This window comes from Aurantimicrobium photophilum (assembly GCF_003194085.1).
GTDB lineage: Bacteria > Actinomycetota > Actinomycetes > Actinomycetales > Microbacteriaceae > Aurantimicrobium > Aurantimicrobium photophilum.
Window position 1 is genome coordinate 911,254 of the sequence record NZ_CP023994.1, and the last position, 22,791, is coordinate 934,044.

Annotated in this window: 22 protein-coding genes; 7 read left to right on the plus strand and 15 right to left on the minus strand. The window is 53.0% G+C overall.

Annotation, left to right across the window (positions count from 1 at the left end; translation table 11 throughout):
• Positions 1-26: 26 nt before the first annotated feature.
• From rsfS to AURMO_RS04575, 10 genes are all read right to left on the minus strand, one after another.
• Positions 27-410: a ribosome silencing factor gene (gene rsfS, locus AURMO_RS04530; protein WP_110233467.1), complete on the minus strand. Its 384-nt coding sequence runs from the start codon at positions 408-410 to the stop codon at positions 27-29.
• Complete coding sequence (locus AURMO_RS04535) at positions 411-1,901, minus strand: hypothetical protein (RefSeq protein ID WP_110233469.1); 1,491 nt, start codon at positions 1,899-1,901, stop codon at positions 411-413.
• Entirely contained in the window at positions 1,898-2,497 is a 600-nt protein-coding gene (gene nadD, locus AURMO_RS04540; protein ID WP_110233471.1) for a nicotinate-nucleotide adenylyltransferase, read from the minus strand. Before nadD ends, AURMO_RS04535 begins: the two co-directional genes overlap by 4 nt.
• 11 nt (positions 2,498-2,508) lie before the next feature.
• Positions 2,509-2,703: a hypothetical protein gene (locus AURMO_RS04545; protein ID WP_110233473.1), complete on the minus strand. Its 195-nt coding sequence runs from the start codon at positions 2,701-2,703 to the stop codon at positions 2,509-2,511.
• 35 nt (positions 2,704-2,738) lie between these two features.
• Positions 2,739-4,004, minus strand: coding sequence for a glutamate-5-semialdehyde dehydrogenase (locus AURMO_RS04550; protein WP_110233474.1), 1,266 nt, complete (start codon positions 4,002-4,004; stop codon positions 2,739-2,741).
• A gap of 24 nt (positions 4,005-4,028) precedes the next feature.
• Complete coding sequence (gene proB / locus AURMO_RS04555; RefSeq protein ID WP_110233476.1) at positions 4,029-4,814, minus strand: glutamate 5-kinase; 786 nt, start codon at positions 4,812-4,814, stop codon at positions 4,029-4,031.
• Entirely contained in the window at positions 4,804-6,324 is a 1,521-nt protein-coding gene (obgE, locus tag AURMO_RS04560) for a GTPase ObgE (protein ID WP_110233478.1), read from the minus strand. The genes proB and obgE overlap by 11 nt, the downstream gene beginning before the upstream one ends.
• A 104-nt stretch (positions 6,325-6,428) precedes the next feature.
• Complete coding sequence (rpmA, locus tag AURMO_RS04565; protein ID WP_096381303.1) at positions 6,429-6,680, minus strand: 50S ribosomal protein L27; 252 nt, start codon at positions 6,678-6,680, stop codon at positions 6,429-6,431.
• An 18-nt stretch (positions 6,681-6,698) separates the two neighbouring features.
• Positions 6,699-7,007, minus strand: a complete 309-nt coding sequence (gene rplU, locus AURMO_RS04570) for a 50S ribosomal protein L21 (RefSeq protein WP_110233480.1) — start codon at positions 7,005-7,007, stop codon at positions 6,699-6,701.
• Between the two features lie 191 nt (positions 7,008-7,198).
• The gene (locus AURMO_RS04575) at positions 7,199-9,544 is read right to left on the minus strand and encodes an Rne/Rng family ribonuclease (protein ID WP_110233482.1); all 2,346 of its coding nucleotides are present in this window, start codon (positions 9,542-9,544) and stop codon (positions 7,199-7,201) included.
• A 303-nt stretch (positions 9,545-9,847) separates the two neighbouring features.
• Between AURMO_RS04575 and AURMO_RS04580 the strand changes: the two genes are divergently transcribed.
• A complete protein-coding gene (locus AURMO_RS04580) occupies positions 9,848-10,444 on the plus strand; it encodes a vitamin K epoxide reductase family protein (protein ID WP_110233484.1) in 597 nt (198 codons plus the stop codon).
• A gap of 2 nt (positions 10,445-10,446) precedes the next feature.
• Entirely contained in the window at positions 10,447-11,907 is a 1,461-nt protein-coding gene (locus tag AURMO_RS04585) for a DHA2 family efflux MFS transporter permease subunit (RefSeq protein ID WP_110233486.1), read from the plus strand.
• A 64-nt stretch (positions 11,908-11,971) separates the two neighbouring features.
• On the opposite strand, the gene ndk is transcribed toward AURMO_RS04585, so the two are convergent.
• From ndk to ileS, 4 genes are read right to left on the minus strand one after another with little or no spacing between them, the layout of a single operon-like run.
• Positions 11,972-12,391 (minus strand): nucleoside-diphosphate kinase, encoded by a 420-nt coding sequence (ndk, locus tag AURMO_RS04590; RefSeq protein WP_110233488.1) that lies wholly within the window; start codon positions 12,389-12,391, stop codon positions 11,972-11,974.
• Positions 12,391-12,750: a DUF4233 domain-containing protein gene (locus AURMO_RS04595; RefSeq protein ID WP_162532667.1), complete on the minus strand. Its 360-nt coding sequence runs from the start codon at positions 12,748-12,750 to the stop codon at positions 12,391-12,393. Before AURMO_RS04595 ends, ndk begins: the two co-directional genes overlap by 1 nt.
• On the minus strand, positions 12,747-14,210 hold the full coding sequence (locus AURMO_RS04600; protein ID WP_420807763.1) for a bifunctional folylpolyglutamate synthase/dihydrofolate synthase: 1,464 nt from the start codon (positions 14,208-14,210) through the stop codon (positions 12,747-12,749). The genes AURMO_RS04595 and AURMO_RS04600 overlap by 4 nt, the downstream gene beginning before the upstream one ends.
• The gene (gene ileS, locus AURMO_RS04605) at positions 14,203-17,547 is read right to left on the minus strand and encodes an isoleucine--tRNA ligase (protein ID WP_110233492.1); all 3,345 of its coding nucleotides are present in this window, start codon (positions 17,545-17,547) and stop codon (positions 14,203-14,205) included. The genes AURMO_RS04600 and ileS overlap by 8 nt, the downstream gene beginning before the upstream one ends.
• A 304-nt stretch (positions 17,548-17,851) precedes the next feature.
• Between ileS and valS the strand changes: the two genes are divergently transcribed.
• The 5 genes from valS (at position 17,852) to AURMO_RS04630 (ending at position 22,339) form a co-directional block, all read left to right on the plus strand.
• On the plus strand, positions 17,852-20,437 hold the full coding sequence (gene valS / locus AURMO_RS04610; RefSeq protein WP_204163588.1) for a valine--tRNA ligase: 2,586 nt from the start codon (positions 17,852-17,854) through the stop codon (positions 20,435-20,437).
• Positions 20,438-20,439: 2 nt separating this feature from the next.
• Positions 20,440-20,673 (plus strand): hypothetical protein, encoded by a 234-nt coding sequence (locus tag AURMO_RS04615; RefSeq protein ID WP_110233494.1) that lies wholly within the window; start codon positions 20,440-20,442, stop codon positions 20,671-20,673.
• A 9-nt stretch (positions 20,674-20,682) separates the two neighbouring features.
• The gene (locus AURMO_RS04620) at positions 20,683-20,904 is read left to right on the plus strand and encodes a TM2 domain-containing protein (RefSeq protein ID WP_110233496.1); all 222 of its coding nucleotides are present in this window, start codon (positions 20,683-20,685) and stop codon (positions 20,902-20,904) included.
• Between the two features lie 98 nt (positions 20,905-21,002).
• Positions 21,003-21,479 (plus strand): helix-turn-helix domain-containing protein, encoded by a 477-nt coding sequence (locus tag AURMO_RS04625; protein ID WP_110233498.1) that lies wholly within the window; start codon positions 21,003-21,005, stop codon positions 21,477-21,479.
• Positions 21,431-22,339 (plus strand): IS3 family transposase, encoded by a 909-nt coding sequence (locus AURMO_RS04630; RefSeq protein ID WP_110233500.1) that lies wholly within the window; start codon positions 21,431-21,433, stop codon positions 22,337-22,339. Before AURMO_RS04625 ends, AURMO_RS04630 begins: the two co-directional genes overlap by 49 nt.
• A gap of 54 nt (positions 22,340-22,393) precedes the next feature.
• Here the strand turns inward: AURMO_RS04630 and trxA are convergent, their stop codons facing one another.
• Positions 22,394-22,768, minus strand: coding sequence for a thioredoxin (gene trxA, locus AURMO_RS04635; RefSeq protein ID WP_110233502.1), 375 nt, complete (start codon positions 22,766-22,768; stop codon positions 22,394-22,396).
• Positions 22,769-22,791: the final 23 nt, after the last annotated feature.

Below are 22,791 nucleotides of genomic sequence, written 5' to 3' on the forward strand. Positions count from 1 at the left end.
CTCGCAATATCTGCGAGACAACTTGTTTAGATTACTACATCAGGACTGTGCTGAACGAACTCAAGAGGGATTGCAGGGCAGTCCTTCCATAGACGCTCAAGTCCGTAATACATGCGTTCTTCTTCGTGGAAGACGTGAACAACCAAGTCACCGAAATCGAGAAGAATCCAACGACCTTCAGCACGACCTTCACGACGAATAGTTTTCACGCCAGCTTCGATCATCTTGTCTTCGATTTCGTTAGAAATCGCGATGACGTTGCGCTCATTGCGACCAGTAACAAGAAGGAAGATGTCGACCAGAGGCAGTGGCTCAGAAATATCGAGCGCAACTTGATCGAAGCCACCTTTGTCATCTGCTGCTTGTGCAGCAATTTGGAGCAAACGGTGAGCGTTTTCAGTAGCAGCCAATTAGAACAGTCCTAAGAAATAACCGGCAACGAATAGAGCAACCACTCCGACAGCCAAACCGGCAGCTGTGATGGAGAGGATGAAAGGAAGGCGTTCATTCATGCCACGAGGAGTTGTGACGACGCTGTTGGAGATGTTGTAAGCAGAGACGGCAGTTGCGGCAGATACAGGCGCCATTCCCTGGGTTGGGGCAACCTCTTCGTCATCTTTGATGACATCAATTTCTGAGGTGTCGAGGTTTTCTAAGTTTGCACCCACCTGGGACACAGAAGACGGAATCAGTATGGAACCTGTAATCACGATCTCGCCAGTGGGGTTAATGGGAGCTATAGATCCTGTGGTCTCAGGAAGAGTCGGAAGAATCAGAGCATTGCTGATGACGGAAATAGATCCGGTCGTTGCTGGAACAGAATTGGCGAGGTTGCCGTATTCAATGTTGACCTCACCGGCTTCGACAACTGCTTCAGCTGCCGCAACAGCTTCAGCGATAGCAATCGCGGCAGTTGCTTCAGAAATGGTCTGTGGCTCTACTTCTTCTTCGTACTCATCATCGTCGAAGGTATCCAATTCTTCGACAACAAGTTCTTGCGAAGTTTCCTCTTTGACGGATGCTGCGGCTGTAGCTGCGGCTGCGGCTTCGGCGATGGCTTGTTCTTCTTTTTCGAGCGCAATTCGTGCCTGTTCGGCTTCGAGTGCTTCTTGTGAAACTCGGGCAGCTTCGCGTTCTGCAGCGAGCTCAGTTTCACGAGCTTCGGCAGCAGCAAGAGCTTCTGCTTCACGTGTAGCTAATTCGGCTGCATCGGCTTTGCTTTGTTCTCGAGCATCTTCTTCCGCGGCCTTTATTGCTGCCTTTTCAACAGCGAGTGTTTCCGCAGCGGCAGCTGCGGCAGCTTTAGATTCAGCAGCGGCAGCAATCTTCTCTTGTTTGGCAGCAAGAGCTTGAGCTTTCTTTTCTTTTCGAGCAAGTCGTCGCGCTTCACCCTTGGTAGGGCCGGTGGGCACGTCGGAAGTCTCAACAGAAACAAGTGAATCGAAGCCTGAGGTAACAATCTCACCGGTCTGATCAGAAACCGCGGCGAGTGTCTCCTCCACCGCTGAAAGAGATCCAAAATCGAGAGCCGGAGCAACGGCAAGAGGTTCGATGGGGCCAGTTTCTGCAGAGGTAACTGGAACAGAAACGGGAGGGATAGATGTCTGCTCAATTACTGACTGAACTGGAGCAACAATTTCTTCAGCAGGTTCTTCAACAGGAGCAATGTGCTCTTCAACAACCTCAGCTTCGAATGCCTTGGCAGCAGCAGCTTCTGCCTGTGCTTCAGCTTTCGCAGCTGCAGCCATTTCATGAGTGATGACGGGCATCTGTCCTGTGGCAGCAATGTATTCGACAACAGCTGTGTCCGGGTCGATTCCACGGGCTTCCAGCTCACGACGTGCCTTGCGCGAGAGGTCACCGAATTCGTTCAACACGATGTCGGGAGTATCACCACTCACGCATTTCTCCGATACAACTGATGTTCTTCAATAAATTCAGCGACGTTGTCTGGAACAAGACCTTCAAGAGATTGTCCGTTCACAATTCGTTCACGACACTGCGTGGACGAAATAGGCAAAGCCGATATTTCTAGCAAGTTTACGCTGGGTGAAAGCTTTGCGGGAACTTCTGGCTGTGTGCCGTGGCGAGAAACCACAACAAAGGTGGCAAATTCACCTAATTCTTCATAATTTTTCCACGTTTGAATTCCTGCAAAAGCTTCGTCTCCCACGATAAAAAATAGCTTTGCACCGAGATAGAGCTTGGATAAATCACGAAGAGTGTCGATTGTGTAGGTGGGGCCTGGTCGATCAATATCTACTGAACTAACAGAGAAGTGTTGACTGTCTTCGAGAGCCAAAGAAACCATGGCTAGCCGCTCCGCAGGAGTTGCTTCTTCGTCTTTGTGCCAGGGATCACCCGCAGGAACAAACAGGACGTGATCCAAGTGAAGACCCTCAAAAACCGCTTCTGCAACAGCAATATGGCCGTTTTGAGGTGGATCAAAAGTGCCGCCTAGGACACCGATACGTGTTTCCTGACCGTCAACGGTCATGGTGAACGTTCCTAGTGGTGTGCTGCGTGGTCGCTCGCGTCAGACCACTTCTGACGGTGACGTGCTGCAACATCTTTGTAGCTGTAGGTAACCAGACCAAGGAAGGTGAAGAAACCGGCTGCAATGATGGCGAAAGCAATTGCTGGAATGACCAGGGGGAAGCTCTCGTGACCTTCGGCGTTTGCCAGAATTTCTACTGTGTTCATTGTTACTCCACGTGTGTTTTGACTACTTCTAAAGTCTAGTGGCGAATCTGACCAGAACCGCGGACCAACCACTTGGTCGAGGTGAGTTCAGGAAGCCCCATAGGACCACGGGCGTGAAGTTTCTGGGTAGAGATTCCCACTTCTGCACCAAAACCGAACTCTCCCCCGTCTGTGAACCGTGTTGAGGCATTGACCATCACAACAGCAGCGTCTACTTCAGCAAGGAACTTATCTGCTTGCGCAACGTTGTTGGTCAGGATTGACTCGGTGTGCTTGGTTGAGAATCGACGAATATGGGCAATTGCTTCGTCAAGATCTGAAACAACTTTGACGCTCATCTCAAGAGCCATATGTTCGGTTGCGTAATCCTCATCGGTCGCCAAACCGATGGTGGGGAATATCTCACGAGTTCTGGCGTCACCCTTGAGAGTGACTCCCGCGTCAGCCAGTCGAGACAGAATCGGTGGCAATGCTTCTTCAGCAATGCTGTCCACCACAATCAGCGTCTCGAGAGCGTTGCAAACGCTGGGTCGCTGAACTTTTGAGTTGTGTGCAATCTCTACAGCCTGGGCGAGGTCAGCGCTCTCATCAATAACGAGATGCACCACACCAGCACCTGTTTCAATAACAGGAACCTTGGACTCAAGAACAACCGCGTTGATGAGGTTTGCTGAGCCTCGAGGAATAAGTACGTCTACGTATCCGCGAGCAGCCATGAGCTGAGTGGCGCCTTCACGTCCAAGCTCATCAATACTTTGAACTGCTTCGGCGGGAAGACCAGCAGAAACTAGTGCTTTTTGAATGAGTGAGACAGTGACAGTGTTGGTGTTCTCGGCAGCAGATCCACCGCGAAGAACAGAGGCATTACCACTTTTGATGCACAGCGCAGCAATATCTACAGTCACATTGGGACGCGCCTCATAGATTGCGCCCACCACGCCAAAAGGCACGCGAACCTGGCTGAGGTGAATGCCATTGGGCATGTCATTGCCGCGCACCACAACACCAACTGGGTCTGGCAAGGAAATGACATCACGCACAGCATTGGCAAGTGATGTGAGACGCTCTGGAGTGAAACGGAGGCGGTCTAGTAATCCTTCGGCCATGCCGCTGGATTCGCCCGCCTCGATGTCAAGGGCATTAGCCGCCAAGATGGCACTGTGGTTGGCATCAATCACATCAGCAATAGCTGCAAGGGCCTGGTTCTTTTGCGCTGTAGTCAGCGTTGCCAGAGCGCGTGAAGCTATCTGAGCAGCTTCAAGCTTGGTTACCAGCGCAGCAGAGAGTGATGAGGATGCCATGAGTCAATGCTACCCAAGCGAAAATTATTCAGATGCGGCGTCGAACCACGTACCGACATTGTCTCCGCGCAGGGCAGAAGCAACAAGTGCTGCATTGGTAATGAGAACAGCTGTCCCAGAATCTGCAGCGAACTGTGCAGCAGCTGCCTTGGTTCCTGCTCCCCCGCTGCCCACACCTGCCGAGCCAATCGAACCAAACTCGACATGGTCGAGAAGGTGACCAAAAGGAACTAGCTCGATACGTTCTGCACCGGGCTCGGTAGGTGGCTTCGTGTAAATACCGTCAACATCTGAGAGCAGCACGAGAACATCTGCATTCACGAGCTTGGCTACGAGTGCTGCCAAGTGATCGTTGTCACCAAAACGAATTTCTTGGGTCGCAACAGTGTCGTTCTCATTCACGATGGGAAGTACCCGTAGCTCAAGGAGCTTTTCCATAGCAAGTGCAGCGTTGGAACGGGTGCTGTCATTTTCAAAGTCACCAGAGGTTAGAAGGACTTGGCCAGCAACAATGTTGGAGTGATCAAGAAGCTCTTGGTAACGAACCATGAGGCGACTCTGACCCACGGCAGCAGCTGCTTGGAGCGTAGGCAAGTCAGTAGGGCGAGAAGTCAGGTTGATGTAGGGAAAGCCGGTGGCCATGGCGCCAGAGGAAACCAGAACAACCTCGGTGCCACGACCGTGAGCTTCAGCAAGTGCTTCCACCAGTGTCTTGATCTGGTGAGCGTTCTCTCCACTGATGGAGGAAGAACCCACCTTGACCACAATCCTGCGGGCAGCAGGAATATCTTGACGGCTACTAACTCTCATCTGCTATCTCGTCATCTACCTGCCACAGACCAGCATCACGTTCACGAACGAGCTCTTCACGAGCTTCCTGCTTGGCATCCATCAGGTCGTAGTACTCATCACGACGTTCCTTGTTGGTACGTCGGTTGTTTTGGTTCAAACGGTCGTCAGTTCCGCGAGGACCAGTCATCAACTCTGCAGCAGAAGTCATGGTGGGCTCCCAGTCGAAAACCAAACCATTTCCTTCACCAATGATGACGGTTGAACCAGCAACGGCGCCCTTCTTGAAGAGCATGTCTTCCACGCCTGCCTTAGCAAGACGATCAGCGAGGTATCCCACAGCTTCTTCATTGTTGAAGTCGGTTTGTTCAACCCAACGCTCAGGCTTGGCACCGATAACACGGTAAATGTTTCCGCCAGATCCACCCTCAACGCGGATGATGTACCCCTGGTCATCTACCGCACGTGGGCGCAGCATGATGACAGGTACTACCTCGTTAGCAAGAGCTTCCTTGCGTCCTTGCTCAACGAGTTCAGCAAGTGCAAAGGAAAGCTGACGGAGTCCTTCGTGGGAGACGGCAGAAATCTCGAACACGCGGTAGCCACGCTCTTCGAGGTAGGGACGAACCATGTCTGCCAAATCTTTGGCATCAGGAACATCCACCTTGTTCAAGGCGATGAGTTGCGGACGCTCCAGAAGAGGAACCTGATCGGAGGGAACAGGGTAAGCAGCTAGCTCAGCAAGGATCACATCGAGGTCAGAAAGCGGATCGCGGCCTGGATCGAGGGTTGCACAGTCAATCACGTGCAAAAGCGCGGTACAGCGCTCTACGTGACGCAGAAACTCAAGGCCTAGACCCTTACCCTCAGAAGCACCTTCGATCAGTCCTGGGACGTCTGCGATGGTGTAACGAACTTCACCAGCCTGAACGACCCCCAAGTTGGGGTGCAAGGTGGTGAAGGGGTAGTCGGCAATCTTGGGACGTGCTGCTGAAAGAGCAGCAACCAAAGAAGACTTACCTGCAGAGGGGTATCCAACCAAGGCAACATCGGCCAAGGTCTTCAGCTCGAGCATGACATCGCCCTCGAAACCCTTAGTTCCGAGTAAAGCAAAACCTGGTGCCTTGCGCTTGGTCGAAGCTAAGGCAGCATTACCCAAACCACCCTGGCCAGCAGGAGCAACCACGACGCGCATACCGGGAACGTTCATATCGGCAATGACGGTGCCATCGGGGTCTTTGACGACGGTTCCCACAGGAACAGAGAGAACGAGTTCTTCTCCCTTGAAACCCTGACGGTGATCGCCCATGCCAGGTCCACCATGAGGAGAGTTGATGTGAGGTGAGCGGTGGTAGCTCAACAAAGTGGTGACCTGAGGATCAGAGAAGAGAACAATGTCTCCACCGTCTCCACCGTTACCGCCATCAGGCCCAGCAAGAGGCTTGAACTTTTCGCGCTTGACTGACACACAGCCATTTCCACCGTGACCGGCTTTGAGGTGCAGGGTGACGATATCGACAAACGTTGCCATGTCTGCTCCTTTTCTGCCGATGCTCAGGCGTAGATGTTGCGGATGTAAATAGGAAAAGGCGAGCTAAAAAGCTCGCCCTTCCTCTAAAGCTATTTGTACTGGTGTTAGACAGTCACAATGTTGACGACCTTGCGGCCACCCTTGTTACCGAACTCAACAGCACCAGCTGCGAGGGCGAAGAGAGTGTCATCGCCACCACGACCGACGTTTACGCCGGGGTGGAAGTGAGTGCCACGCTGACGAACGATGATCTCGCCAGCAAGAACCTTCTGACCACCGAAGCGCTTTACGCCGAGGCGCTGTGCGTTGGAGTCACGACCGTTGCGAGTGGAGCTCGCACCCTTTTTATGTGCCATCTGAGTCTCTCCTAGGCCTTACTTAATACCGGTGATCTGAACGCGAGTGAGCTCCTGACGGTGGCCCTGACGCTTCTTGTAACCGGTCTTGTTCTTGTACTTCTGGATGATGATCTTGGGGCCGCGGAGGTCGTTGAGAACCGTAGCGGTTACCTTGACCTTTGCCAGCGATGCCTGGTCAGCAGTGATCTTGTCACCGTCAACGAGGAGAACTGCGGGAAGCTCGATGGAGCCAGACTTGTCAGCCTTTACACGGTCCATTGTGACAATGGTGCCGACCTCGACCTTTTCCTGGCGACCGCCGGAGCGCACTACTGCGTAAACCACTTTGCTACCTAATTTCTTAAAGCTAATGAATTGTTTCTGCGTTGATTTCCTGGGCAAACCGGACTATCCGCAGAAGATTGGGGCTGAAACGCTCAGAATCGAACGAGCACCAAGGTTCAAGAATAGCCATTTCTCGCACTGTGGTCAAACCAACAAGACCGGCGTGTGAGCAGGATTACTCCCCTACCGCTTTATGCCTCACCAAGTGAGGCGTCATGGTCCTCTCCAGTGGAGATATTTGCGGTAGAAACTCGACGGGAACGTCCACGACCCTGGCCTGCTGCTTTGGGCTCAGGCAGTGCTTCGAGAACGTTTTCGAGAATAACTTCAGCATTTTCAGCTGACACACGAGGCTTACGGCCACGACCAGACATCACAACAGGTATATCGAGGATTTCAACAACTTCTTCCGCAGAATCTGCCTCAACTTGGTCTTCTGTGCTGTGACCCAAGGTGCTTGCTGCAATCTGCGCAAGTGCACTCTTGGCGCCTTCAGGAATGGGGTGAGCAACAACTGCTGGAGCAACTGGCTTGTCTCCCCCACGACCCTTGGATCGACGACGTGGCTCTGCTGCGTTGGATTCACCGTTGTTACCTGCGCGGGTGACGGGTTCGTGGTGAACAATGACACCGCGTCCAGCACAGACCTGGCATGCCTCAGAGAAGGTCTCAAGTAGACCAAGTCCGAGCTTCTTTCGAGTCATCTGGACCAGACCAAGGGAGGTTACTTCGGCAACCTGGTGCTTGGTGCGGTCACGAGAAAGACATTCGATCAGACGTCGGTGCACGAGATCACGATTAGTTTCAAGAACCATATCGATGAAGTCGACAACGATGATGCCACCAATGTCACGCAGACGGAGCTGGCGAACGATTTCTTCTGCAGCTTCCAAGTTGTTCTTGGTGACGGTTTCTTCGAGGTTTCCGCCCGAACCCACAAACTTGCCGGTGTTGACGTCCACAACGGTCATAGCTTCAGTGCGGTCAATAACCAGTGATCCACCTGAAGGCAGCCAGACCTTGCGATCCAGAGCCTTTTCAATCTGCTCGGTGATGCGGTACTCATCAAATGCATCACGAGTGCCTTCATACGCTGAAACACGCTCAAGGAGTTCAGGAGCAACCTGGTTGAGGTAACTCTCGATGGTGCCCTTGGCAATATCCCCCTGAATGATCATGCGGTGGAAGTCTTCATTGAAAACATCACGAACAATCTTGATCAGCAGGTCTGATTCGCTGTGCAAGATGGCAGGAGCTGCATCATTCTCTGCCTTGCGCGAGATTTCTTCCCACTGCTGGGTCAGGCGCTGAACGTCAACGGTGAGTTGCTCTTCTGTTGCACCTTCGGCTGCGGTGCGGACAATGACGCCTACGTTTTCGGGAAGTACTTCCTTCAAGATGCGCTTGAGACGTGTGCGCTCAGTGTCTGGCAGCTTACGGCTGATGCCGTTCATGGATCCGTTGGGTACATAAACCAAGTAGCGACCTGGAAGTGAAACCTGAGAGGTCAGACGTGCACCCTTTTGACCTACGGGATCCTTGGTGACCTGAACGAGAACCTTGTCACCGGGCTTGAGGGCATTCTCAATCTTGCGTGGCTGGTTTCCCGTTTCGACCGAATCCCAGTCCACCTCACCCGAGTAGAGAACGGCGTTGCGACCACGGCCAATGTCCACGAATGCAGCTTCCATCGAAGGAAGAACGTTCTGCACCTTACCGAGGTAGACGTTGCCAATCAGGCTTGCTTCAGAAGCGCGAGCGACATAGTGCTCAACCAGGACGTTGTCCTCGAGCACACCAATCTGCACGCGATCTTCTTTTTCACGAACGATCATGGCGCGATCGACGGCTTCACGACGGGCGAGGAACTCACTCTCGGTCACAACTGTGCGACGACGGCCAGCATCTCGGCCATCACGGCGGCGCTGCTTCTTTGCCTCAAGACGAGTTGAGCCCTTGATGCGCTGAGGTTCGGTGATTTGTTCAGGTGCTCGTGGAGTGCGAATTCGAACGACGGTGTTGCCCGAATCGTCCTGAATCTCACGGTTTTCACCCTGGCGTTGACGAACGCGGCGACGAAGTGTGCCCCCGTCATTTCCTTCGTCCTCTACCTGACCAAAAGCGCCTCGTTCCTGTCGGTTGTTGCGGTTGGGACGACGGTCTTCCATACGGTCACGGCCGTCACGAGTAGGAACACGGTCTTCTGAACCAGGAAGGTTGGGTGCGAAGAAAAAGATGTCGGTAACTTCTTTTGCTTCGAAGGTGGGGTATTCAACCTTCTCGACAACTGGAGCCTCAACAATGGCAGCTTCCACGACGGCTTCTGCAAGTACTTCGGCAGCTACCTCGATAACGGCAGCCTCTGCTTCTGCCTCAGTGACAATCTCCGTCGCCACTTCTTCAGCCTGAGCGACAATTGCTTCGGCAACCTCGACCGCTTCAGCGACGATCTCTTCAGCTGCTTCCACGGCTTCAGAAACAACTTCGGTTACAAATTCTTCAACAACGTTGTCGTCGTTCTCGGTGTTATTCACCATCAGTGGTGTACTCCCCGTTACCCCCTGCCTCACCGCGTCACGGGGATGTAACTATTCTCGTTTGCAGAATTCCGAAGAATTCTGGCTATAAATCTTTATGTCTTCCCACGGAATCCGGCATGTAGCTCTGGAACTGTGGCGGGCGATCGCGGTGATCTCCCGTGCGCATAACCGTTGTTATGCAAAGTCTTGTTTGTCACGTCGCGCGAGGACGATGCCTTCGCACTGATACCAGTATGTCAGGTTTCACTCCCCTGTGTGATTCCTGAACGTAATATTCCCACACTGGGCAATAATGAGAAGGTGAGCATCACTTCTACAGACTCAAAGCGCCCGGTTGGCTACCCTGTATTTCTCATCATTGCGGGTTTCGTTGGCCTCACAGCTGCCTTCGCATTGACCCTGGAGAAGATTCACAAGTTGCTGCACCCCGAAGAAGCAGCATCTTGCGACTTCAGCGTCATCGTGCAGTGTGGAAAGAATCTTGGTTCATGGCAAGGGTCACTACTCGGTTTCCCCAACCCCATCATTGGCCTGATGGCGTGGTCTGTTGTGATCACCATTGGTGTGAGCATGCTTGCTGGCGCGCGATACGCAAACTGGTTTTGGCGTGGCTTAAACATAGGTGCTGCCTTCGCACTTGCCTTTGTGATCTGGCTGTTCAGCCAGTCTGTCTTTGTCCTTGGAACTCTGTGCCCCTGGTGCATGGTGACCTGGTCTGCAACTATTCCTTTGTTCTGGGTAGTGACCTTCTGGAACATGAAGCACGGTATCTGGGGCTCTAAGGCACAGAAGCTCGGAACAACATTGCTCAGCTGGGTCGCAATCATTGTGTTGGCGAGCTACCTCATTGAAGCCGTGATTGCGCAATTCGTCCTCAATTGGGTCGCTACGCTGTAACAATGTCTACTTCGGAATCAACAGCTGTTTCCGACAAACTCGACCCCAGACACAAGGTCATTCTTGGCGTCATCATGGTGTCGACATTTGTCGTCTTTCTGAACGAGACGGCACTGGGTGTTGCCCTTCCCCAGATCATGGAGCAGTTGAACATCCAGCCCAGCACGGGCCAGTGGCTCAACACCGCCTACATGCTGACCATGGCGGTCATCATCCCCACCACCGGTTTCTTACTGCAGCGTTTCAGTACCAAGCCGATGTATATCGCCGCGATGACGTTCTTCACCACGGGAACACTTGTTGCTGCACTTTCGCAAGATTTCTTGTTCTTGCTTATTGGACGAATTCTGCAAGCAAGCGGAACGGCAATCATGATGCCGTTGCTCATGACCACAGTCATGGTTCTGGTTCCTGAACACCTGCGTGGACGTATCAACGGAAATATTTCTCTGGTGCTCTCCGCAGCACCTGCACTAGGCCCCGCATTCTCAGGTCTAGTTCTGAGTGTCTTGGACTGGCGCTGGCTGTTCTGGATCATGCTCCCCATCGGTGTTGTGACCTTGATCATCGGAACCATCCGCATTTCCAACAGTCAAGAGCCTCGTAAGATTCCTATCGATGTCCTCTCCGTCATCTTGAGCGCGTTTGCGTTCTCAGGTCTGATCTATGGACTCAGCTCCTTTGCAGATGCCGCACGCGGTGTTGCTGCTGTGTCGCCGTGGATTCCACTGGGTATTGGCGTCGTTTTCTTTGCTCTGTTCCTACAACGTCAGTCACGCCTTCAGAAGACAGATTCTGCACTTCTTGACCTTCGCACTTTCCGCTCACGTTCCTTCACAGAAGCAATGGGCATTATGGGTATCGGCATGCTGATCCTTTTTGGTGCCGGAATCCTTATTCCGATCTACATGCAAAACGTGCTGGGCGTCGAACCTCTCACTACGGGCCTCATGATGTTGCCTGGTGGCCTGGCCATGGGCCTGTTGGGACCTGTCGTGGGTCGCATGTATGACAGGCACGGACCTCAACGACTGCTCATTCCTGGAGCGGTCGCCGTCAGCGTTGCGTTCTGGACCATGACCACATTTGGAACGCAAACTTCAATATGGTTCGTCTTTGGCAGCTACTCGCTCTTGAGTGTGGGCTTAGCGTTCTTGTTCACTCCCCTGTTTGCGTTGTCTCTCAGTTCAGTTCCTCCACAGCTCTATAGCTATGCCAGTGCCACGATCGGAACATTGCAGCAGCTTGCAGGTGCAGCAGGTACTGCTCTCTTTGTGACCGTGATGACCATCATCTCTGCAGGTCTCCGTGACGGCGGCGCAACAGATGTTGAAGCACTCGCAGGCGGTATGCGATCAGCATTCCTCATCGGTGCCATTGCATCGTTGGGCTTGATTGCTATTGCCGTCATTTTGAAGCGTCCGGCGAGTACCGAAGAAATGGCTCGCGAACTGCAGCACTAAAGAAAGCGTCTCCACAAAGATAGCCCCCGCAGTGCGGGGGCTATCTTTGTTCAATTAGTGCTGGTTAGTTGAACCACAGAGCAAGTTCACGAGCTGCTGACTCGGGTGAATCAGAACCGTGGACGAGGTTCTGCTGAACCGCGAGTCCCCAGTCGCGACCCAAGTCACCACGGATGGTGCCCGGAGCAGCAGTGGTGGGATCTGTCGTGCCTGCAAGACTGCGGAAGCCTTCGATAACGCGGTTACCGGCGAGACGAATCGCAACGACGGGGCCTGACTCCATGAAGCTCACAAGTGGTTCATAGAAGGGCTTGCCCACGTGTTCCTCATAGTGCTTGCCGAGGAGTTCTCGATCTGCCTGAACAAGGCGGATGTCAACGAGTGCATAACCCTTGGCTTCAATACGGCGCAGGATTTCACCGGTTAGGCCACGAGCAACGCCATCAGGCTTCACAAGGACAAGGGTTTCTTCAATAGTGGTCATCAGTTTTCTTTCTTTTGAGAATCAAGTTTCGCCCCGGTTGTCATGGCGAAGGTCCAAATACCGGCAAATACTGCACCGATCAAAAACAGCATGGTGACGGCAAATCCAGAGAGCACAATGATGGCCTGTACTGCCCAGCCCAGGATGAAAGCCCATTTGTATTTCATCATGAGTCCGATGGTGGCGAGCATGAGAAGACACACTGCTGCACCACCCCCGAGTGCCACAACTGGAGGAAGAGCTCCCAAACCAAAGATGGTCAACGCTGCAAGCCCCACAACGATGAGCTCAAACCCCAGCACTACCTGACCCAGTGAAGCTTGGGCAGAACGCTGACGTGGTGTTTGTGGTGTGCTCACAATGTCCATCCTTGCGTCTCTGCAGCAAGTCCGACAGTCAGACCCACCAACGTAATCGAACCTGTCACAACGACGGCTCCCTTTTCAAAGTTCGCGGCATAGCCACGAGCCATCGCAAGAGCGACAACAGGATCAGACTCAACCAAGACCTTGTCGTCTCCGACCTTGTCCGCAACGAGGAAACCTAAGTCACAAGCAGTACGCGAACGCTCTGACGGCGCATTCGTCACAATGAACCGAGTTGCCACAGGCGCCAAAGCTTCGATGATTCCCTCAGCATCTTTATCTTCAAAAATCGCAAGAACCACAGTGACATCATCAAAGGTGAAGTAGGTATCCAAGGCTTTTGCTAGTGACGCAGCACCATGGGGATTATGTGCAGCATCGACGAGCACCGTGGGGTCGGCAGCAACGAGCTGCAAACGACCCGGGGAGGCCACCGTGGCAAATGCTTCGTCCAGAACAGCTTGTTCAAGTGCCTGGGAGGCTCCGCCCAGAAATGCCTCAACTGCGGCAATGGCCAGGGCAGCATTCTCTGCTTGGTGGTCTCCATAGAGTGCGAGGAAGAGATCTTCATACCGACCTGCAGCACCCTGAATAGTAACGAGCTGTCCGCCTACTGCCACGGCTCGAGAAACCACAGCAACAGGGTTGCCCACTTCAGGAGTGTCGGTTGTGGAGACAAACGTCAGAGTGGATTCGGTGAGATCTGCTGCTTCTTCGAGCACAGCTCGAACAACCGGGGTCTGTGCTGCAGAAACAACCATGGCGGCAGGCTTGATAATTCCTGACTTCGTGCGAGCAATCGCATCTAGGTCTTTACCTAAACGATCAGTGTGGTCGAGGGCAATAGGGGTGAACACGGCAACTACACCGTCTGCAACGTTGGTGGAATCCCATTCCCCACCAAGACCTGCTTCCACAATCGCTACATCAACGGGAGCATCAGCAAATGTTCCATAAGCCAAGATGGTCATCACTTCAAAGAAGGTCAGACGTGGTTCACCTTTTGCTTCGAGCTCGGCGTCAACGAGTTCAACATAGGGCTTCACATCTAGCCAGTTTGTCACCAGAACATCGTCACGAACGGGCACGCCGTCGAGCAGAATTCGTTCATTGAAGGAAACAAGATGGGGTGAGGTGAAGACACCCGTTGCGAGACCATAGGAGCGCAAGATGGCTTCAATGAGGCGTGCCGTCGTGGTCTTACCGTTTGTTCCAGCGATGTGAATGATCGGGTAAGCGCGGTGCACGTCACCGAGGAGTTCAACCACGCGTCGCGTGGGCTCGAGCCTGGGTTGAGGATTTCCTTCACCGAGTCGAACAGAAAGCTCTTGGAATACCAGCTGAGCAGCGCGGGAGTACTCATCCATCTCGGCAGGATCAATACCCTCATAATCGTCATCTGAGGAGAAATCGCCGTTGGCAAAACCACCTGGTGTCAGATCATCTTTAGACATTGACTACTCGATTCACGCGTGAAACTGCCACGACAAAGTTTCCCTCGTTGGCGTACTGACCCGCAGGAATCACAGCGAAGTGCTCAGGTGCCGTGGATAACATTCCTGGCAACCACTCTGCAGGAGAAACATCAGCGAAACCTGCGAGTTCACCATGGAACGCTGGGTCATGGACACCGAACTCTGTGGCCAAAGTATCGGCGGCAATATCTGCCGCGGTACTCATCTTCAAAGCATCCGCATCTGCTTGAGAGAAACAGAACACATTGAGATGGATACGGTCAGAGACCTCAAATCCAGCAGCCTTACGCGTGTCCTGAACGGCACGAATTACGTCACGAGCAAGACCTTCGGCCTCCAGCTCAGGCGTGGTGACCGTGTCGAGGAGAACAAAACCACCTGCAGGAAGCAGAGCCAGAGCACGTGAGATTTCTCCACCGTCACCTGTTTCTAGGGTGAGTTCATACTCACCTTCGACGAGACCAACTCCCCCAGCCGTGACGACACCGTTGTTCTCAGACCAGTCCCCAGCCTTAGCAGCCTGGATAATCTGTTGAACCTGCTTACCCAAACGAGGGCCGGCAGCACGAGCATTCACGGTCAGTTTCGAAGTGATGCCGTATTCAGCCGCAGAAGAGTCCGTCAACTGAACGAGAGTGACCTGCTTGACGTTGAGCTCATCGCGCAGAATGTCACTAAACGAAGCTAGAGAATCAGACAAAGCAGACACAACGGTGAGATCTGCCAATGGCAGTCTCACGCGCAGTCCGACCTTCTTCCGAAGCGCCAAAGAGGACGAGGTGATCTCTCGAACAGCATCCATTGAGGCAACGAGAGAAGGATCTGCGGGGAATGTGTCAGCATCTGGCCAGTCCTCGAGGTGAACGGAACGTCCACCAGTGAGACCTTGCCAGATGTTCTCTGTAACCAGAGGAAGCAAAGGCGCTGCAACGCGGCAGAGGGTTTCTAACACGGTGTAGAGGGTGTCGAAGGCCTCGTGCGATTCGGCGCCACCGGTCCAGAAACGATCACGAGAGCGACGAACATACCAATTGGTCAATACGTCCGCGAAGTTACGTAGAGCTTCAGAAGCGTTGGTGGAATCCAAAGCATCCAAGTTTCCTTGGACTTCAAGAATGAGGTCACGTGTCTTCGCAAGGAGGTACTTATCAAGCACGTTTGTGCTGTTAGTGCGCCACGTTGCCTCGTAACCATCCGCATTCGCATAGAGCGAGAAGAAGTAGTAGCTGTTCCACAGCGGAAGCAACAGCTGTCGAACACCTTCACGAATGCCCTCTTCGGTGACGATGAGGTTTCCACCACGAAGTACGGGTGAACTCATCAAGAACCAGCGCATGGCGTCGGAACCGTCACGATCAAAGACTTCAGAGACATCGGGGTAGTTGCGCAGAGACTTAGACATCTTCTGACCGTCATTACCGAGAACAATGCCGTGGGAAACGACGTTCTTGAACGCAGGGCGGTCAAAGAGCGCAGTAGCAAGGATGTGCAGGGTGTAGAACCAGCCACGAGTTTGACCGATGTATTCCACGATGAAATCAGCAGGGTTGTGGCTATCGAACCAGTCTGCATTCTCAAAGGGATAGTGCACCTGAGCGAACGGCATGGAGCCCGAGTCGAACCACACGTCTAGGACGTCTTCAATGCGACGCATTGTGGACTGACCGGTGGGGTCATCAGGGTTGGGACGTGTCAGTTCATCAATAAATGGACGGTGCAGGTCTGTGGGACGAACACCAAAGTCTGCTTCCAGTTCATCGAGAGAGCCATACACATCAATACGTGGGTATTCAGGGTTGTCCGACTTCCATACCGGAATGGGTGAACCCCAGTAGCGGTTACGAGAGATTGACCAGTCGCGGGCGTTAGCGACCCACTTACCAAACTGGCCGTCTTTGACGTTCTCTGGAACCCAGTTGATCTGCTGGTTGAGCTCTTCCATGCGGTCACGGAATGTCGTGACCGAGACAAACCATGAAGACACAGCGCGATAAATCAGCGGCTGACGGCAACGCCAGCAGTGTGGGTAGCTGTGCTCATAGGACGCAACACGAATGAGGCGACCCTGTTCGCGTAACAAGTTGGTCAATGGCTTGTTGGCCTCAAACACCTGCATGCCTGCGACTTCTGTGAAGCGCGAGAGGAACTTGCCGCCGTCATCGACTGAAACGCGCACACCAATTCCTGCGCCTTCACAGACCTTTTGGTCCTCTTCACCGTAGGCAGGTGCTTGGTGAACAACACCAGTACCGTCTGCGGTGGTGACGTAGTCAGCAACAAGGATCTGCCACGCATTCGCTTGGTATTCCTCATCATCTGCGTAGTAATCCCACAGACGGTCATAGCTCACACCATCAAGATCTTTACCCACAACGGTGGACTTGACTGCTTCCTTCGCAGCTGCGGCATCATCGTATCCGAGGTCCTTGGCGTAGTTACCGAGAAGATCAATTGCAATCAGGTAATCAGCTTCACAACATGCAGCACCATCGGCTGCACCGTTAGGCCCTGCGGGAACAACGGCATAGTGAATCTCTGGCCCAACCGCGAGAGCCGCGTTAGTGGGCAAAGTCCATGGGGTGGTCGTCCATGCCAGGGCTCGAACTCCAGTCAGACCCAGGGCTGTTGCCTTCTCCCCCGTCAGGGGGAATGTGACCGTCACGGACTGGTCCTGACGCATCTTGTAGACGTCATCATCCATACGGAGTTCATGATTGGACAAAGGCGTTTCATCGTTCCAGCAATAAGGAAGAACGCGGAAGCCTTCATATGCCAGGCCCTTGTCGTAAAGACGCTTGAATGCCCAGATGACGGACTCCATGAAGGAGATATCCAGCGTCTTATAGTCATTTTCGAAGTCGACCCAGCGTGCCTGACGGGTTACATACTGTTCCCATTCTCCGGTGTAGCGAAGGACAGAGGAGCGAGCTTCTGCGTTGAACGCAGCAATACCCATCTCTTCAATTTCTTCTTTCTTGGTGATCCCCAACTGACGCATAGCTTCCAGCTCCGCAGGGAGACCGTGGGTGTCCCAACCAAAGCGACGGTCCACTTTCTTACCACGCATGGTTTGGTAGCGAGGGAACAAGTCTTTGGCGTAGCCAGTGAGAAGGTGACCGTAGTGAGGAAGACCATTGGCAAAAGGAGGGCCGTCATAAAAGACCCACTCATCCCCATCGGCACGCTGTTCGATGGATGCCTTGAAGGTGTTGTCTTTCTCCCAGAAGGCCAGAATCTGCTCTTCGATGGCAGGGAACGATGGCGAAGGAACGATCTCAGTCTGCTGACCGAATGCATTACGGCGGGGATACGTCACTTAGGGCTCCAGTTGTTGAGTAAAACACTGTGCCAGGACGAAATTTCTTCCGCGGTACCACCTGAGCTTGTGAGACAAATCTCACCGCTTGTTCTTGAGCAATAACGGGCTCGTCCCGTTCGGTTCTACTGAGTCCGAAGACCGTTCTTCCGAAAACTCCCCGGTGATAGCCGGATCGGTGTCGTTAGAGACCATTCTATTGCCTTTAGTAAGCTAGAAACATCACCATTTGAGGCATCAAGTGAGCAAACATCCTGTTTTCTTACGTTGACGCGATGCCGCCCATAGAGAGCGAGTACTACCTATGTCCATCACGCCCGCCAACGTTCCTGACAAGCCGGCTCTGGAAGGTCTCGAAGCTCTCTGGGATACCAAGTGGGAAGAATCATGTCTCTACCGCTTCCGCAAGGACGGACAGACCCGTGGAAGTGTCTATTCCATTGACACTCCTCCCCCCACAGCTTCTGGTTCACTCCACATAGGACACGTTTTCAGCTACACCCATACCGATGTGATCGCTCGTTTCCAGCGCATGCGAGGCAAGGAAGTTTTCTATCCCGCGGGCTGGGATGACAACGGTCTTCCCACCGAGCGTCGGGTTCAGAACTACTACGGCGTTCGTTGCGACCCCACTCTCCCCTACGTTGAGAACTTCGTTCCCCCGTTCGAAGGCGGAGATAACAAAAGCTCCAAGGCAGCTGACCAGCTGCCTATTAGCCGTAAGAACTTCATTGAGCTGTGTGAAAAACTCACCGTCGAAGACGAGAAGCAGTTCGAGGACGTCTGGCGTCAGCTCGGTCTTTCTGTCGACTGGACCCAGACATACCGCACCATCTCTGATGAAACCATCACCACGAGCCAGTTAGCTTTCATCAACAACCACGCACGTGGTGAGGCCTATCAGGCCATGGCTCCAACCCTGTGGGATGTGACTTTCCGAACTGCAGTGGCACAGGCAGAACTCGAAGATAAAGAGATGCCTGGCGCCTACCACCGCCTCACTTTTCACAAACCTGACGGCGGTCACATTGAAATCATGACCAGCCGCCCCGAGCTGCTTCCTGCCTGTGTTGCTCTGGTTGCACACCCCGATGACGAGCGTTACAAGCCCTACTTCGGCAAGACCGTGAAGACCCCTGTCTTCGGTGTTGAGGTTCCCGTTCTGGCCCACCACCTTGCACAGCCAGACAAGGGCACCGGTATTGCCATGATCTGTACCTTTGGTGACGTCACCGACGTGATCTGGTGGCGTGAACTCAATCTCATGACCCGCGCAGTGATTGGCTTTGACGGTCGATTCGTTTCTGATGCACCTGAAGGACTTGAATCACCTCAAGCACAGGCTGCTTATGCAGAGCTAGCTGGCAAAACGGCTTTCAGCGCGAAGACCGCCATGGTCGAAATGCTCAAGGAGTCCGGTGAAATGCTGGGCGAACCAGAGCCCATCATGCACCCTGTTAAGTTCTTCGAAAAGGGTGACAAGCCTCTCGAAATCGTCTCCACTCGCCAGTGGTACTTGGTCAACGGCGCCAAGGATGACGAACTTAAGAAGAAGCTCATTGACTTGGGTCAAGAAATGTCGTGGCACCCTGACTTCATGCGCGTGCGCTATGAGAACTGGGTCAATGGCCTCAACGGCGACTGGCTCGTCTCGCGCCAGCGTTTCTTCGGTGTTCCTATTCCTGTGTGGTACCCACTTGATGGTGACGGAAACCCCGTCTTCGATGAGCCCATCATTGCTTCACGCGAGCAACTTCCAGTTGATCCATCCACCGATGTCCCCGCCGGTTACACCGAAGCTCAGCGAGGCATCCCCGGCGGATTCCAGGGTGAAGTCGATGTCATGGACACGTGGGCAACCTCAAGTCTGACTCCCCAGCTTGCTGGTGGCTGGGAAAGTGACGAAGACCTGTGGAACTTGGTGTTCCCCTTCGACCTGCGCCCCCAGGGTCAGGACATTATTCGCACCTGGCTCTTCTCCACCATGCTTCGCTCTGCCCTGCAGAACGGTGGCAAACCTTGGACTAACGCCGCCATTTCTGGATTCATCGTGGACCCTGACCGCAAGAAGATGTCCAAGTCCAAGGGCAACGTGGTCACTCCCGCAGACATGCTGGATCAGCACGGCTCCGATGCCGTTCGCTACTGGGCAGCGAGCAGCCGCCTTGGTACCGATGCTGCGTTTGACCCACAGGACCCCACCCAGATCAAGATTGGTCGCCGACTGGCCATCAAGCTCTTGAACGCATCTAAGTTCATCTTGGGTTTCAATGCTCCTGCAGACACCGTGGTAACCAACCCACTCGATCTGAGCATGCTGGAATCACTCCACGAGGTAGTTCGCGAAGCTACTGAAGCTCTCGAGAACTATGACCACGCGAAAGCTCTCGAAGTTACTGAGCACTTCTTTTGGACTTTCACCGATGACTACCTCGAACTAGTCAAGGAACGTGCCTATAACGAAGAGCACCCAGAGCAGGCTTCCGCTGCAGCTGCCCTGAACAAGGCTCTCACCGTGTTCTTGCGTCTACTCGCACCAGTACTTCCCTTCGCTGCAGAAGAAGCCTGGTCATGGTTCCACGATGACAGCATTCACCGCGCTTCCTGGCCAGCTCCTGGTGATGAGAAGATCGGAAACCCCGACATTCTCAAGGCAGCTTCTGAAGCGCTTATTGGTATTCGCCGTGCGAAGACGGATGCCAAGGCTTCGCAGAAGACTGAAGTTCTCACAGCAACCATTGCTGCTCCTGAAGCCACCATTTCTCTGCTTGAAGCTGCACAGGGTGACCTCATGGCAACAGGTCGTATTGCGGAACTGAACTTCACTGAGGCCACAGAGCTTTCTGTGACCAACATTGAATTGGCGCCTGTTCCAGAGGTTACTGAGTAATCATGCAACTGGGCACTCGCTGGCTTGCTCACACTCCAGCTCCTCAAAACCTTGATGGCGCAGTCACAGATTCTGTTGCTGAAGTTGAGCGAGAACTATCTGCACTCAAGCAAGACACAAGCAATTGGTATTGGACTCTGACCTATCTAGAGAACCGGCCAGTTGTTCAGCTTGATGACGGAACGACAATTAGGGTTCTCCACAATGGGACCATCACAATAGAGATTGAGGAGTAGCGTTAAATCATGGCTACTACTGAAACAGCTCCACGCGACTGGACAATCACTTTAATACTTTCCATCTTCGTCGGAACACTCGGCATCGACCGCATGTTCATCGGTAAATGGGGAACAGGCTTCCTCAAGCTCATTACCGGCGGCGGACTGGGCGTGTGGTGGATTATCGACATCATCATTATTGCCACAGGCAACATGCGCGACAAGTGGGGGCGCGAACTCGTAAAGTAGTTCCCTCAAGTTGTAACGAGAAAGCCCCCTCCTAAGGTGAACTGAACCCCAAAAGTGGGACTCGTAATTAAGAGTCACTACTTGAAAGGGATGAGTTCATGAATGGCAAGGTTATTCATTCAATCGAAACCCGCATCGAAGCTGCAAAGCTTTTCGATGCGGGTTTTGGCTATAAAGCTGTTGCGGCGCATTTGGGGTTGAATCTGGATTCGGTCCGGCATTGGCAGGATCGTTATTTGCAGGGTCGACTTTTAGACTCAACAGTTATGGGAAAGAAGTTCTATCCGCCAGAGCTCAAGGTTGCTGCGGTTGAGAAGTTTCTTGCTGGCGCTTCAAAAACTGATGTTCTTGCCGAGTTTGAAATTTCTAATCGGGGCATGTTGACCAAATGGGTGTCGGCTTATCGCGAAGGCGGTCCTTCAGTTTTCTATGAGAAAGCTAAAGGGCGACCGCGGAAAGATTCTCGTCCGGAAACGCTTGAGGAACGGCTTGCGTTTTTGGAGATGGAGAACGAGATTCTAAAAAAATGGGTAGCTCTAGCCCAGGAGGAAGATCGACGTCTGTCCGGTCTTTGATCGTCACTGAGTTAGAGCACAAATACTCCACACGGGCTGTTTTGAAGGCGGTGGGGTTATCTGTCTCCACCTACTATCGCCACCGCTCCAAAACTCCACACGACCGTTATGAGCAGCTTCGACCGCTGCTTCGTGAGGTCTTTGATGGTTCTTATCGTTCTTATGGTTATCGGCGCATTCGCGCCGTTCTTGCCACCAAGCATGGTCTCCGGCTCAGTGGGAAGACGGTGTTGAAGTTGATGCGTCAAGAAGGCCGCACATGCCAAGTTCGACGACGGAAGAGATACAAGTCCTACCGGGGCGAGATTGGCAAGGCAGCGCCAAACGTGTTGGCGAGAAACTTTGACGCCACGCAGCCGTCGAAGAAATGGGTCACGGACGTTACTGAGTTTTATGTCCTGGGGCAGAAGCAATATCTCTCACCGGTGATTGATTTATTCAACCGTGAAGTGATCTCCTATGAACTAGCACCATCACCGGTGATGGGTTTAGTCACAGGAATGTTGGAGAAAGCCTTCACGCAGCTCAAGCCAGGCACTGGGTTGGTGATGCATTCAGATCAGGGATGGCATTACCGTCATGCTGGCTATCAACTCGCGTTGAAACAACGAGGGATTACCCAATCAATGTCACGCAAAGGCAACTGTCTCGACAACGCAGTTGCAGAGAACTTCTTTGGACACTTCAAAGAAGAATTCCTACGTCAACACACCTTCACCAGCATGCCCCAGTTCAAGCGAGAACTAGAGAAATACATTCACTGGTTCAACCACGAACGCATCCAAGAAAAGTTAAAGGGACTGAGCCCGGTTGACTACCGGACACAGTCCCTTGCAAACTTAGAAACGACTCCCAATTAGAACTCCCACTTAAGGGGTTCAGTTCATAAGGAGGGGGCTTTCTTAGTGAATTCTTTACTCGGCAACTTCCGCTTGCTGCTTGGCAATCTCGGCATGAACAGCTTCCATGTCCAAGCCCTTTACCTGTGCAATGAGGTCATCCAGAGCAGCGGGAGGCAACGCGCCTGCCTGCGAGAAGAGCAAAATCTTTTCGCGGAAGACCATCAGGGTTGGGATGGATTGGATCCCTGCAGCTGCTGCAAGGGATTGCTCAGCTTCGGTGTCCACCTTCCCGAAAACAATCTCAGGATCTTTTTCAGATGCTGCCTCGAATGTGGGGGCAAACATTTTGCAAGGACCGCACCAATCGGCCCAGAAGTCAACGACAACAATTTCGTTACCGGTGATGGTCGAATCAAAATTTTCAGCGGTGAGTTCTACAGAAGCCATGAAAAAATCTTACCCTAAATAGG